Annotated in this window: 9 protein-coding genes; 2 read left to right on the top strand and 7 right to left on the bottom strand. The window is 52.8% G+C overall.

The features are described from left to right. Positions 1 to 65: 65 nt before the first annotated feature. The 5 genes from ENN40_06425 to ENN40_06405 form a co-directional block, all read right to left on the bottom strand. A complete protein-coding gene (locus ENN40_06425) occupies positions 66 to 1,073 on the bottom strand; it encodes a hypothetical protein (GenBank protein ID HDP94978.1) in 1,008 nt (335 codons plus the stop codon). An 8-nt stretch (positions 1,074 to 1,081) separates the two neighbouring features. Next, positions 1,082 to 2,092, bottom strand: coding sequence for a hypothetical protein (locus tag ENN40_06420; protein ID HDP94977.1), 1,011 nt, complete (start codon positions 2,090 to 2,092; stop codon positions 1,082 to 1,084). A gap of 1,218 nt (positions 2,093 to 3,310) precedes the next feature. Then, complete coding sequence (locus tag ENN40_06415) at positions 3,311 to 4,336, bottom strand: hypothetical protein (GenBank protein HDP94976.1); 1,026 nt, start codon at positions 4,334 to 4,336, stop codon at positions 3,311 to 3,313. 199 nt (positions 4,337 to 4,535) lie between these two features. Then, positions 4,536 to 7,109 carry a PAS domain S-box protein gene (locus tag ENN40_06410; protein ID HDP94975.1) on the bottom strand — a complete coding sequence of 858 codons (2,574 nt, stop codon included), beginning with the start codon at positions 7,107 to 7,109 and terminating at the stop codon, positions 4,536 to 4,538. After that, entirely contained in the window at positions 7,106 to 10,213 is a 3,108-nt protein-coding gene (locus ENN40_06405; GenBank protein HDP94974.1) for a chemotaxis protein CheR, read from the bottom strand. The genes ENN40_06410 and ENN40_06405 overlap by 4 nt, the downstream gene beginning before the upstream one ends. Before the next feature lie 348 nt (positions 10,214 to 10,561). Here ENN40_06405 and ENN40_06400 point away from each other — a divergent pair, with 348 nt between their 5' ends. Beyond that, entirely contained in the window at positions 10,562 to 10,987 is a 426-nt protein-coding gene (locus ENN40_06400) for a hypothetical protein (protein HDP94973.1), read from the top strand. 198 nt (positions 10,988 to 11,185) lie between these two features. Here the strand turns inward: ENN40_06400 and ENN40_06395 are convergent, their stop codons facing one another. Together ENN40_06395 and ENN40_06390 are read right to left on the bottom strand one after the other, a co-directional pair. Next, positions 11,186 to 11,557, bottom strand: a complete 372-nt coding sequence (locus ENN40_06395) for an iron-sulfur cluster assembly scaffold protein (GenBank protein HDP94972.1) — start codon at positions 11,555 to 11,557, stop codon at positions 11,186 to 11,188. Between the two features lie 20 nt (positions 11,558 to 11,577). Beyond that, positions 11,578 to 12,744, bottom strand: coding sequence for an aminotransferase class V-fold PLP-dependent enzyme (locus tag ENN40_06390; GenBank protein ID HDP94971.1), 1,167 nt, complete (start codon positions 12,742 to 12,744; stop codon positions 11,578 to 11,580). Between the two features lie 236 nt (positions 12,745 to 12,980). Here ENN40_06390 and ENN40_06385 point away from each other — a divergent pair. Then, the coding region (locus ENN40_06385; protein ID HDP94970.1) for a hypothetical protein at positions 12,981 to 13,852 on the top strand (872 nt) is incomplete at its 3' end.

Below are 13,852 nucleotides of genomic sequence, written 5' to 3'. Positions count from 1 at the left end.
CTTATGCTTTATGCCCTGCGGGTATGTATGCCCTCTGGGTACTCATCACAACAATTTCTCGCTCATCATCTTTGCGGATTTACCCACACAAAACGTAATAGAACCCCATTTTGAAACATATAGAATTTTCCAGACCTTGAGGTGAGTAAGAAATCGTTTGTGAAAATCACTTTCTCCAATCCAAATGTAGGCAAATGATAAAAGAGGAGAGCAAACCGCGGCAGGTCATCTGAACAAGTCCGCATCTGGACGATGAACCTTCTTTTATCGACCAATGCGTTTGTAATCCTTGAATATGCACTTTTCCATCGCTCCACGGCTTGATAAAATTCGGGTATGCTGAAATTTCCGCCATGCCGTCTGACCGTCCTGGAGTAAAAGTCAGCCGGCATGGGCACATAGAATTTCGGGACTTCAAGTTTTATTTTTCGGGTTATCTGAAGGGTGTCCTTTGATATTATATGCACTGAGGGCTCATCTTCACCAACGAAGAACACATTCTCTTTGTCTTCGGCAAGATAGAAACTCATCAGGTTCAGGCGCTTTGGTTCTTTGTATTTTCGGCGTATCAGCCGCTTGATGAATTTCCCGTTTTCATCACAAATCCGCAACAGGTAAAAATCGCCTTTTAGAGAATGCTCAAAGTCGTATTCCATCCCGGCAAAATACCACTTGTCTTTGATAAACCTGGCCGAGGAAACCCGCTGGAAACAACCCTGCTCTTGGCGCCAAATGTTCTTTTTCCATTTGTAACCCTTATTCGTTTTTTTAAAGATCTGAATTTTCTGATACAACTCAATTTCCGCCACGTGCTCTTTGTACAGGCAAATAGTGGATGTATGATTCACTTCATCCGGCCCGTTTCCGATCAGAGCGAAATCATACAACTTGTTTTTGTCGGCCACTTTGATTCCATGTTTATGCAAAAGCATAATCAGGTCACCATCATGGGTTACGGTTGCTCCCAGAAAGAAACCGTAGAACAGTTGATCATGTTCCCAGACTTCCGCTATATGAAAATATGGGTGCGCACCTGATTGGGTACGGCCAAATCCCACGCAGGCGCAGGACATAAGGAGTATCAAAAAACGTAGTCGCATTGAAGCACCTCGACAACTTTTTTTCTGTTGCTTTTGTTCATGTCAAGCAGTTTTCCCAGATAGATGAACGTGCCGGCTCCACAAAACTGGTAACCCGGATAATCAATCAGGTTACCCGCTTTCTTGAAATTCCTGTCGATAATGAAAAACAGGTTGCGGGGATCGTCATAAGCGTCGCGAACAACCTGAACCACGATGTGTCCGCGCCAACTCCAGAGCTTCTGGATCAGATCACCCGAAAGCGCCAGTTCATTTATTGCTTTCCATGCGTTCATTCTTCTCTTTTTATTAAATTCTTTTGCGTTGAATTCAATCTTTTTCCACCAGGTTTTTCCCAGAGCGGCCTTATTGACAATGGAACCAGCATTGTTGAGTTTCCAGAGGATCGGAATGGAATTAAAAGCGAAAAAGATTTCACCATGAGTGGTTAAGATGACAGGGTGCAAAAGCGATTCTTCAGGATACAGCTTCCATCCATGATTTTTGTTAAAGAAAGCCCGCAGGAGTTTTCCATCCAAACCATACACCGAAATGCATCGGTCTGTGTGAGGAGAATCTCCCGTCCATTTCTGGCCCACGAGAATATTATCCTCAAAGAATGCAAACGAATACGCATACAGGGCATTCCGGGGGCCTTGCAACAAGATTCGTTTCTTAAATGAAAAATCCCCATCATATACGTTCAACTTGTTGGGGGAATCCAGGAAATAGTAGTAACCATTGTGTTTTTCCATGTAAAGCAGAAACCTGAAATTGCCCGGTCCTTCGCCTCGTCCGCCAATCCTGGCTATTTTTTCTCCCGTAAGGGTGAAAACCTCAAAAAAAACATCGGAGGGAATAATGATTTTGTTTCCTTCATAAGACTCATAAACATAAACGGGCGGATCTATATAGGAGCCCCCTGATGGGCCCTCAAGATCCAGCGTCACATTCAAGACCACCTTGTGCAACACTTTCAGGTGAGAGGCGGAAAGCAGCGGCAAGGTAAACATAAGACCAACAATCAGATGTTTAATTATTCCGATATGAGTTGATGCGTTTGACACGTAAACTCCCCGCAATTGTCAGTTGAGATAAGGCAACCAACCTGGCTGCCTTATCTCTATTGATTTTCTTAATCTTTCGGACGTTGTGGAATAATACAAATACAATCTTTCATGGATCCCGGACAGTGGCATTCCGGATTAGGGACTCCCTCCAGATAAAGAGTACCTTCCAGGACCTTATTGGCTGATAACGGTTTTACCGGGATCAGCAGCGATAGCAAAAGAAGACTCAACAATGACCGTACTAAAATTTTTTTTCTCATTTGAAATTCCTCCTTCAATCCTTTGGAAGCATCGGCAAAACACAGATGCATTCTCCAGTGGGTTTCGTGCAATTACAGATCGGCTCTCCTCTGGGGCCACGTTCAAGTGTACCCTTGAGTCTTGTCTCTGCCGCTGATAGTTGAATAAACACAATTCCCAGGAAAATAAGAGTCACCCAGACTGCAACAAGCTTTTTTTTCATCCTTCCCCCTTTATTGTTTTGATCATACATGTGTAGTTCCGTGAATCCATTCTAAAGGGCATGTTATGAAGAACAAGGCTAATGCAGGGTTTTCTTTTTGCTCATGGCGGGATATGAAAGTGCGCCCTCTCCCACATCCATTGAACAGAAAGGCGTTAAAAACCGTTTTCTTCATCATTCCTCTATCCCGTAACCAGGCAAATAAAATTATGCATGAGCCGTGCCAAAAATCCGGTACGTCGTTTCAGCGAAAAGCAGAATCAGCCGCAAACCCGTGTCGATAGAGGTATTTAAGCTGTTTTTACGCATCCGGAAACAGAAACAAAACGCAGGATAAGCGCACGCGCCAGTCAGGCGATAACCAGGCCGGTCTGGCTCCAGCCTGACTCTCCAAAGAAAGGTTAACGCCCCTTGTTTCTGTGATTTTTTGGCAAAAAACCCGGCAACTTTTTTTTCGAAACCCTTTGCTTGTCAGCGAAATTTATTCTCAAGCAGGGCTGATGCGTACAAACGTATTAAATTGGGCCCGAAAATCGAAGCCTCTTTTGTGAAAACACGTATCATTGATGGAAAGTAGCTTTATACGTTTATACGCACCGGCCCCAAGATTCGCTGTCCGGGTGCTGTTGGGGCATCCTGATAAAGTTGTACTGTTGTAGTCCGTCCCCAGGCGCTGTACTACACGGGTGGCGGCCTGGTCAGTCCAGGCTGATCTTGTGCAGTTCCCAGATCTCGTCGTCGGAATTGTCGACCAGGGTGTAAAAGCAGCGGTCATGGAAATTGAAGGGGGCGGTGAAATCCATGCCGTAGGTCTCGGGAATGGGCAGAAACACGCGCTTTATCTCTTTGCCTTTCAGGGTCAGGATGATGCATTCACGCCATCCCCGGTTGTTGAAGCGGTGGGTGGAGATGTACAGCCGGTCACTCTCGGCGATAATGAAATGCACCGGGGGATAGTACTTGCGGTAACTGATTCTATCTTTGAAAAAGTCATAGATGTTTTTCCAATTGGCATCGTTCCGGAACCATTTCTCGGTTTTTTTGCGGTATTCGGGATCGATTTTGACGGGGGTGTAATCCAGGCGCAGGGTGTTGATTTTCTCTCCGTCTTTGTCGTAGACGCCGATGGCAAAGTTATCCGGGTCCGGGGCGATGTACAGCTTGTCGCGGTAGGGGATGGGGAAAAAGGCGGTGAAGGGAAAGAGAAAGGAGGCGTTCTGACCCACCTCCACCTTGGAGATGATGATGGGCTTCTCACCCTTCCGCAGGTTTTCATCCGCCAGGTATATGGCCAGCACCTGCGCCTGGTCCTCCCGGGTATGGACCGTCATGCAGAGGTAATGGTCGCCGAAGGGGTAGAAGGCGTCAAACGCATTGATTTTCCGCTCCTTGAGAAAGACACCGTCCGGGGAATAGGTGGACAGTTTTCCCATGCTGCTGACGATGATCTTGTTTTTCATGGGCAACATCAGGATCGGTCCCCCGAAAGGCTGGGCCATGAGTTCCCCGGGACCTTCGCCCCGCTTGCCGAACTTGCCCTTGTACGCATAGGAGGCATCATCGTAAATGTACATGGTGGTGCCGTCCAGGATGTACATGTTGCCGTTGGCCCATTCAATCGCCTGGGGCCGGGCCACTTCCACTAACTCCGCCACTTTTTCCGCCTGCAGAAAAGCACCGAGCAGGGGCACCATCATCATTAGAATCGCCATCTTTTTCTTCACTTGAACGCCTCCTTGGGATCGCTTCGATTCAACGGGTATTATAAGGGACTTGGCGCCGGAATCAAGGCTTTGCCCGGCCGTCGCGAAGCCTTTAAGTGACCGTGCCCTTCCATAAGATTTCGTGCTGGCGCTTCCGCCGCTTTTCCGGCGCGATCGGGAAGCAGTCACCTTGAAATAGCTGACCCCGCAACCCAATTTCTCATTTCGTGTCTTTGTTTTTCAGGCGCTCGAGCTCATCCCGCAGTTCTTTGACGCGGAATTCACGTTCAATCGTTGCATCGTGAAAACGCTCAAGCTCATCGACTCTTTCCCGCAGTTCCCGGGTTTTTTCGGCAACCGTTTGCTCGAGCTGTTCATTCAGTGTCAGAATTTTCTTTTCCGTGATTTTGCGGCTCACGATTTCACCGATCAGGTGGGCCGAAGCCTGCAGTCGATCTTTGGCCGTTTCAATGATAAACGCCGGCCGGGACGGGTATTCATTTGCTTTTTTTGTCAATTCATCCAATGGCACCTTGTATTTTTCAGCCAGTTCGCGCAATTTTTCTTTGTCCCGCGGCGGATCGCCATAGCCGAAGTTAATCGCCCCGATCACTTCACCACCGGCAACAATCGGCAATGCATAGAGACGAATTCCACCCTGACATGCGATATCCACAGGCCGGCCGGACGCCATCGCCGGCTGTGACGCTTCCTTCCAGCAGCAATCGTGACAAAGCCATTTTCCGCAAGTCATTGCTTCTGTAATGTCATTTGTGCCGCATAGTTGCCGGGAAGCCTGGTCCATGAAGCGGCACCAGCTCGAAGCAAAGAGCCCCAGCGCATGATCACCGTTCTTTTCATATACTGCTGCCGATGATTCCGGCAACCGTAAAAAGTCGTTCGCGATGGTTTCTAAAACACGCTTTCCCACTGAATCCAGAATCAACCTGCTTGTGTTGAATTCCGAAAGATCGCCATACGGCTGGGTATAATCATTTTTTAACGCCGCCGATTCTTTGCTCAGCATCCACTCAATGCGGTGTAGTGCTTCTTGTGCCCGTTTGCTTTCGGTTATATCTCTGAATTCGACAATCCTGACGGTTTTTCCTTTGTAAGGGATGTTTCTTGCCTCCAGTCTTAACGGAAATAATTCTCCATTTTTGCGTAAACCAACGGCTTCATAGGGTTTTTCGTAATCTGACAGAATATTATTCATAACCAAGTCCCTTGTTTCCGGTGCGATAAGCAATAAACCGTCCATTCCAATCAGTTCGTCCAGAGAGTATCCCGTTATTTCCGAAAGTCCCTGATTACATTCTATAATCAGGCCTTTATCGTGAATGGCAATGCCGCCAAAAGATGCATTATGCAACGCTCTGAAACGCTCTTCGCTTTCCTTCAGTTGCTTTTCCGCCTGTTTTTGTTCGGTGATGTCCTGCAATGTGACCAGGACCATGCGTGTGCCTTTTACCAGGATGGGCGTGGTCGATGTCAGAAAGGTCATCTCCTTGATTTTGTTGTCTTTCTCCTGATAAAAATAGGGTGCTTCAATCTGTAAATACGTTTTGCCGGTTTCCAGTGTATCAAGCACGGAATTCCGGATGACACACCGCTGACAGAAGTCGCCGAATCCGCAGCCCCGGGGATCATCCAGCACATGCATGCAGCGCAAGGCTTCGCCGCCGCGCAAACCAAGCACATCTTCGGCATCCCTTCCGGCAAACTGCGTTGCAAAGCCATTGATCTGCTGAATGCGTCGATCGGCATTTACGACCATCATGACCAAAGGCGCGTTGCGATAGATTGCCGTGAGCAGTTCTTTCCGCTCTACAAGTTCCCGCTCGGCCTGCTTGCTTGCAGTGATATCCTGAAACGAGCCCTGCACTTTGGTGATCCTGCCGTTTTCATCTTTCACCGCCCTGCCGATCGTCCTCACCCAGACGCGTTTTCCTTTGGACGTGATGATCTCCATCTCTTCATTGTAGGGAATGCCTTTTTGGGCGCAATCGTTGAAAACCCTTGTGATCTTTTTTCGCCATTCGGGCGCATAGAAGCTGATGCCTTCCTCGACAGGCGGCGCGTACCCGTGCGGCATTTCATGAATATCCGCCACCGCATCCGACCAGGTGCAGATGTTTTTTTTCAGGTCAACAATCCAGCCGCCGAACCCGGCGGTTTCGCCGGCGATCTGAAGAAGGGCATAATTTGATTTCAGGAACTCTTCCGCCCGCTTGTACTCGCTGATGTCGCTGATCGCCACTCGACATAAAGGTTCGCCGTCTGGGCCTTTTGCGAATGTGGCCTGCAACCGCGCCCAGAAGGCGGCGCCGTCGGGTCCGGCCAGGCGCAGCTCGCATAACTGGGGTTCGCCGCCCTCAAAGAGCTTCTTGCGATGCAGGTAGTAGATGTCCTGGTCCTCTTTGAGAATGAGCCGGGTCAATGGCTGCTTGGGCAGTTCGCCTCGGTTCACCCCCAGCAGGCCGGCGGCGGTGAGGTTGGCTTCCAGGATCAGCCCTTTTTCGCTGACGGTGATATAGCCCACCGGTGCCATGTCATAGAGGTCGAAATAGCGTGCCCGCATCCCTTCGATCTCCGCCTGCGCCGTGCGAAGTTCTTCGTTCTGCATCTCCAGCTCGATCTGGTGTACCCGCAGTTCGTGGAGAATCTTTCCGATTTCCTCGGGCGAGAGGAACGCGATGTCTTGCGATGTGCGGTCGACTTGTTTCCGCGCAAGTGCTTCAGCTTTGCGTAGTAAAACCGCGGCGTCTTCAGAGCGTTTGCTTTTGTTTTTCATGGGTTACCCGCTTCATTTTCTGATGGCAAAGTCCGGTTTGCGCCGGAATCCGAGCGCTCCACGCCTTGTTGCCCGGAGACATCCAGCATGGCGCAGGTGATCCCGACCACGGCGCCGGCGACATCGTGCAACGGTTCGATCATCAGGTCATATACAACGGTCTGGTCCGCAATGGTAACCTGGACATTCCGCCGCGCGCCTTTCCCGCTTTCCAGCACCTTTCGCTTGATGGTCGTCAATGTGGCGGCATCCTTTTCCCGCAGAAGGTCGACGTCGGTTTTGCCGATGATCTGTTCCGTTACGAATCCAAAGTTCGGGTTTTGAATCCAGGTGTAACGAAGGTCTGTGTCCTGGTTGAAAACACAAATGGAAACAGCGCTGAGGGCGACCCGCAAGCGCTCTTCGTTCACCCGCAAAGCCTCGTGAAGTTTTCGCGCCTCCGTGACATCCACAAAGGTGAGCACCGCGCCCTCGATGACGTTATCCATGGTGCGGTAAGGTTGAATGCGCATGCAGTACCACAAACCCTCGGCGGTCCGGACGTCGGCCTCCTTGGGAACCAGGGTGTCGAGCACTGCCTGAGTGTCTTCCTTCAGGTTGCCGTAGCCGGTCAGGTTGGAGGCAATATGGGACACCGGCCTGCCGATGTCGCTCTGGATCAGGTTGATGATCCTGGTGGCGGCGGGGGTGAAACGCAGGATGCGCAGCTGGTGGTCCACAAAGACCGTGGCGATGCCGGTGCCGGCCAGCAGGTTGCTCATGTCGTTGTTGGCCCGCGACAGGTCGGACACCTTGGTCTGCAACTCGGAGTTGACCGTGGCCAGTTCCTCGTTCACCGATTGTAACTCTTCCTTGGAGGTTTCCAGTTCCTCGTTGGTGGACTGCAACTCTTCGTTGATCGACTGCATTTCTTCATTGGAGGATCTCAACTCTTCATTGGAGGTCTCCAGTTCTTCGTTGGTGGTCTGGAGATACTCCTCTTTTACCCGCAGTTCCCGCTTGAGCGCGGCGATGCGGGTGTCGGCTTCTTCGCTGCCCGTTTCTGATGAGAACTCGCTGTCCTGTTCACTGATCGCTGATGAGGGATCACGGATCACGGGTTCCGGGGCCTGCCCCAGAATAACCAGGTATAATGAGGACGCGGGCGAGGCGGCTGGAGCCGCGGTTACGGGTCGCACAATCAGGTCGACGGTGATGAAGTCGCCGTTGGTCTTGACCCGCAGGCCCGAGCAGCGGACGGTCTCCCCGGTCTCCGCGATTTTGCGCAGGGTGACAACCAGGTCGCGGTGCAGTCCTTCCCGGGCCATCTTCAAAATATTGTTGGGTCTGCTCTCCCCGGGGGCAGGTTCCAAGTACAGGCCGGCGCGTCCGTGGAGGTAGAGGATGTCCCCCCGGGCGTTGACCAGGACCCCGGCATGGGCGATCTCCTGCAACAGGGCCTGTTCGGTCAGTTCCCGCAGTTGCAGTTTCCCGGTAAGAACCGTCTTTTCAACGGCACGCAGGGATCCTGAACCCGGGGCCGTCATGGGCGGTAAGAACCGACCCGGCCCCGCGTGCTGCGAGCCGGGGGAATCCTCCCTGCGCTGATAGATCCTTGCCTTGCGGTCCAGCGTTGCAAAGAGGTCCTGAAAATCGCCCACGGTTTCGGATGTCCCCAGAAAAAGAAAACCACCCGGGTTCAAGGCATAGTGGAACAGGGGGATCAGTTTCTTCTGCAGTTCATTACCCATATAGATCAGCAGGTTGCGGCAACTGATCAGGTCCAGCCTGGAGAAGGGCGGATCCTTGATCACGTTCTGCTCGGAGAAAACCAGCATGTCGCGGATGCTCTTGTGAACGCTGAAGGCACTGTCGCCCGGTTCGGGCGAAAAGAAGCGCTCCAGCCGCTCCGGAGTGATGTCGGTGGCAATGGAGGCCGGAAAGATGCCGGCCCGGGCCGTGGCTATGGCGTTGCCGTCGATGTCGGTGGCAAAGACCTGCACCTTGAAATTCAGCTTCAGCTCCTCCCGGTGCTCGGCCAGCAGGATGGCAAGGGAATAGGCTTCTTCGCCGGTGGAGCACCCCGGCACCCAGATTCGAATCTCGGCATCAGCGCGTTTGGCGGCAAAGAGCTTGGGGATAATGTGCTTTTCCAGGGCGTTGAAGACTTCGGGGTCGCGGAAGAAGTTGGTCACGCCGATCAACATGTCGCGGAAGAGCGCCTCGGTTTCGGACGGCGTCGTCTGTATGAACTTGACATAGTCGTTCATGGATTCGATCTGCTGAACGGCCATGCGCCGCTTGATACGGCGCTGGATGGTAGAGGACTTGTATTGGGAAAAGTCATGGCCCACCTGGCTGCGCAGGAGGATGAAAATTTTTTTCAACGCGTTCTCGGTCCTGATGGCCGGCGCGGCGGCTTTGGGAGGGTGGCCGAAAGCGTGGGTCACATAAGCGATGAGCTGGACCGGCATCTCGGCCGGGGGCAGCTCGAAGTCCACCAGCCCCGTGGCAATGGCGCTGCGCGGCATGCCGTCGTACTCGGTGGACGCGGGGTTCTGGGCCATGACCATGCCGCCCTCGCCCTTGATGGCGCGCACGCCCAGGGTTCCGTCGCTGCCCGTGCCCGAGAGTACGATGCCGATAGCCCGTTCGCGCTGGTCCTGGGCCAGGGAACGGAAAAAGAAATCGATCGGCAGGCGCTGACCGCGCGGGGCGGAGGGCTCAAGCAGGTGCAGGGCGCCTTTCAGAAAGGCCATGTCCCGGCCCGGCGGGATGATATAGGCGCAATTGGGCATTACCACCATGCCGTCCTCGACCTCGAAGACCTGCATGCGGGTATAGCGCCGGATCAGGTCGGTGAGGATGCTGTTGTGGTCCGGAGCCAGGTGCTGCACCAGCACGAAAGCCATTCCGGGGTCGCCCAGGGCGGGTATGCCGGAAAAAAAGGCCTCGAAAGCAGCCAGGCCGCCGGCGGATGCGCCGATACCAACGACAGGGAAATTCGCACTCCCTCCTGAATTTTCATTAACTGATTCAGAAACCGGTCCCTCTTTCATTGAATCCGGGTATTTTTTTCGCGGAATTTTTTTCGCGGATACTTTTTGTTTGCCGCCCGGCGGCATTTTTTTCTTTTTCAAGTCAATCCCCCTCTTTATTACTGCCGCGACGTAAGTTTTCGCTTTTACCGGCTTCCGCCGCTAGGCAATATGCGGGGATGCGAAATAAAACACCATACCGGGAAGGTGTAATCAAACCTGCTGATTTCTCTTATCGCGGTCGTTCTTTCCCGGATATCTGGCCCGGCCGGACATCCCAACTCCACATCCGAGGTAATCATAGCAGGAGAGTTTATCGAAATCAATTCCCTCAGACTTAAAAAGGGGATGCCCCTAGCACCGTCCTTTCCGCGGGCTGAAACTTTGGGTCGTGATAGAACGTCTGGAATGTTAGACTTATCGAAGAAGGTATCCATGGGCGGCCTGAACAAGATCGGCCTTTGTTTATTCACAATCATGGTGCTGGCCGGCCGGGACATGCACGCGGCGGCCGGGGGCATCCGCCTGCGGGTGAGGGACAGCCGCATCAATCCCGCCGTGATCACGGGATGTTCAGACAACCGCATCTACTACGGTTACTCCGCGGAATACCGCATCCGGGTCGACCCTTCGGGGAAAGTATGGGTGTTTGTCACGGACATGGACAACCGGCGGAGCCGCGAAGTGGGCATCTTTTCTTTTGACGGGCGCTACCTGTGGCATGATGGACTCCGGCTGCCGGCGGGTCTGAGTTATGCCGGTGAGCCGGCTTTCCACAAAGACCGCATGCTGGTTTACGCGGAAGCTGAGGACGGCGAAGGCCGCCTGGTAAAATACGCCCTGAAAATACCCGGCACCTGATCAACCTCGAATAAGCCGTTGCGTACAGGTGTTGTGGTTGACACGCAAATTTCAAACCCCTGATCTCAGTTCATGGGAAAAGCGACCGCAGCTAAACCCTGGTCATGGAAAAGTTCCTGACCTGACGGCCGGTTTCGGGGCTCACCCGGTCTGCCGGGGTTCCGGTAAAATGAAATCAAACCGGGCCGTATAAGAATCTTATTTGCGGCGTTTGCTCAGGTAGTCCTCGATGGCGGCCTTGATGCCTTCTTCCGCCAGTACCGAACAATGCAGCTTTTCCGGGGGCAACCCGTCTAGGGCCTCGGTGACGGCCTTGTTGGAGACTTCCAGGGCCTCTTCCACGCGTTTTCCCTTGATCATCCCCATGGCCATGGAACTGGTGGCGATGGCGGCCACGCAGCCGAAGGTTTCGTACTTGGCATCGGTGATAACACCGTCATCGATCTTGAGGTAGATCCACATTACATCCCCGCACCTGGGGTTGCCGACTTTACCGATACCATCCGCGTTTTCTATGCGTCCATAGTCTTTGGTCTTTTGAAACTGCTCCATCACTTTCTTGCTGTACAGCATTCGTACCTCCGGAATTCCTATGATATCCGATTCTGCCAGAACGGGGAGATCATCCTCAGGCGCTCCGCAATCGGCGGCAGGTGGTCAAGCAGGTGGTCCAGGTCTTGCCGGCTGGTAAACCGGCCCAGGCTGATGCGCAGGCTGCCGTGGGCGTCCTCGTGGGATCTTCCCAGGGCCAGCAGAACGTGAGAAGGATCCAATGATCTGGATGAGCAGGCCGAGCCGGAAGACAGGGCCAGACCCTGCGTATCCAGCAGGGCCAGGACACTCTCACCTTCGATGAGACGGATCGAAATGTTTAACGTGTTGGACAAGCGCGGTTCCCGGTCCCCGTTGACCAGGATCTCCGGAATCCTTTCCAGAATTTTTGCCTGCAAATCGTCCCGCCAGTGTCGTATCTTCTTTATCTCCTCGTTCATATGCGCCGATACCAGCCGGGCCGCTTCACCGGCGCCGACAATGGCCGCCGTGTTCTCGGTACCCGGGCGCAAGCCTTTTTCGTGTCCGCCTCCGAAAACCAGGGGTCGCAGCCGCAATCCCCGGCGTTTGTATAACAGGCCGAGTCCTTTGGGCCCATACATTTTATGGGCCGAGAAGCTCAGCAAGTCAATACCGGCAGACGCGACATCAACCGCTGTTTTGCCCATGGCCTGAACCGCGTCAGTATGAAAGAGCGCGCCGTGCTCGTGGGTTATTTTTGCCAGTTCCGCGACGGGCTGTATCGAGCCGATCTCGTTGTTGGCCCACATGATGGATACGAGTCGGGTGTCTTCGCGCATGGCTTTCCTGAGGTCATCGGGATCGACAAAACCGTGGCCGTCCACCGGCAGGATGGTCAGGTCATAGCCGTCTTTCCGGAGTTGCCGGCAACTGTTCAGTACCGCGGGATGCTCAATGGCGCTGGTGATCAAGTGGCCCTTGTCACTCTGCAGCATGGTTCCGAAAATGGCCAGGTTGTCGGATTCGGTCCCGTTGCCGCAAAAGAAAAGTTCATCGGCATTCGCTCCCGCCAGGCGGGCCAGTTCAGCCCGGGCCTTGTCCAACTCTTCCATCACCTCGCCGGCCTGATGGTAAAAGGAAGAGGGGTTGTGAAACCGTTCCGTGAAGAAGGGAAGCATCCGTTCTACTACGCGCGGATCAACAGGCGTGGTGGCATTGTAATCGAAATAATATTGAGTTTTCATCTTTTCTGCCCCTGATTTAAATATAACCTATCCGGTTACCTATGTCAACACTTTTGCAGACGTAAAGGTTCAGATCCTGCATTATAACAACTCGCGCCCGGCATCTGCATCCCCTCATTCCGGGGCAAAGGGATGCTGGTGGCAGGAGACAAGCGGAATCCGGATTTTCTTCTCTATCGGAAAATGGTATAAAAGGGCGGAATACACTTAAACCAGGCAGAATATCGGGGACTTTTATGCTTAAAATCGTTAAAATCTGTGTTCTTTTCGCCATTGCCGTTATCTTCAGCCAATGCCGTAAGCAAGACCGAATCGTTGACCTGGTTCACGAAAGTCGCCTCGTTGACACGCATACGGAATATGTTTTCCATGATTACATAACGGCCGGGAATCAATACGGGATGGATGCGGGCTTTTCGGATCCACGGGCAAAGCACAGGCGCTGGGGGCTTTCCCCCGGCTCCATGATTGCCTTTGATCTCGATTCAGTACAGCCTCTCCAATTGTTGTTGAATGCCAGGCCGAATCGCTCAAAACCGGTTATATGCAACGGATTGATACTGCGTTTAAACGCTGGACCTGAAAAGAAAATTCCACTTCCGGAAAAAGGAACCGGACTGATAAAGCTGGACCTGTCGCAAGGTGACCTCAGGCCGGGACGCAACGTGATTGAAATTCACTATGATTTCCCCGCCCATCCGGGAAAAGGAACGGAAAGTGCATCTCTTCCATTCTTTTTTCCGGTTGTGTTTTCACGATTGACCGTCACCAGCTTTCAGTATCCGGTCCGCATCCACGAAGTCCGCAAAGCCCATGCGTTGATCAATGAGATTGCGTCAGGGGATCCAATGGGTTTCGGCGCGCCGTTGCCGGGCAGTCGCGATTACTATGTCGATCTGACCGAGGGTTGTCGTTTGCAGGGGGAGTGTCGCTTTGTTCCCATTTCAAACATGAGAAGTGGTGAAAACGCGCTAATAATCAGGGTTTCTCTGCAACAGGATGAAGCCGGTCCGGAAGAGATGGTGGCGGAATATACCGTTCCGGCCGAACCGGACTTCCAGGCCTTTCGCGTTGCACTCGGCAACCGGGAAGGATTGGCCCGGTTGCG

Source organism: Candidatus Aminicenantes bacterium (assembly GCA_011049425.1).
In the GTDB taxonomy this organism is placed as follows: Bacteria; Acidobacteriota; Aminicenantia; order UBA2199; family UBA2199; genus UBA876.
This window is presented reverse-complemented; position numbering and strand designations above follow the sequence as displayed.

Excerpts from the sequence above, each read along its gene's own strand:
- ENN40_06400 (HDP94973.1), top strand. The coding sequence starts at position 10,562 with ATGGGCGGCCTGAACAAGATCGGCCTTTGTTTATTCACAATCATGGTG.
- ENN40_06420 (HDP94977.1), bottom strand. The coding sequence starts at position 2,092 with ATGTTTACCTTGCCGCTGCTTTCCGCCTCTCACCTGAAAGTGTTGCAC.
- ENN40_06405 (HDP94974.1), bottom strand. The coding sequence starts at position 10,213 with ATGCCGCCGGGCGGCAAACAAAAAGTATCCGCGAAAAAAATTCCGCGA.
- ENN40_06425 (HDP94978.1), bottom strand. The coding sequence starts at position 1,073 with ATGTCCTGCGCCTGCGTGGGATTTGGCCGTACCCAATCAGGTGCGCAC.
- ENN40_06390 (HDP94971.1), bottom strand. The coding sequence starts at position 12,744 with ATGAAAACTCAATATTATTTCGATTACAATGCCACCACGCCTGTTGAT.
- ENN40_06410 (HDP94975.1), bottom strand. The coding sequence starts at position 7,109 with ATGAAAAACAAAAGCAAACGCTCTGAAGACGCCGCGGTTTTACTACGC.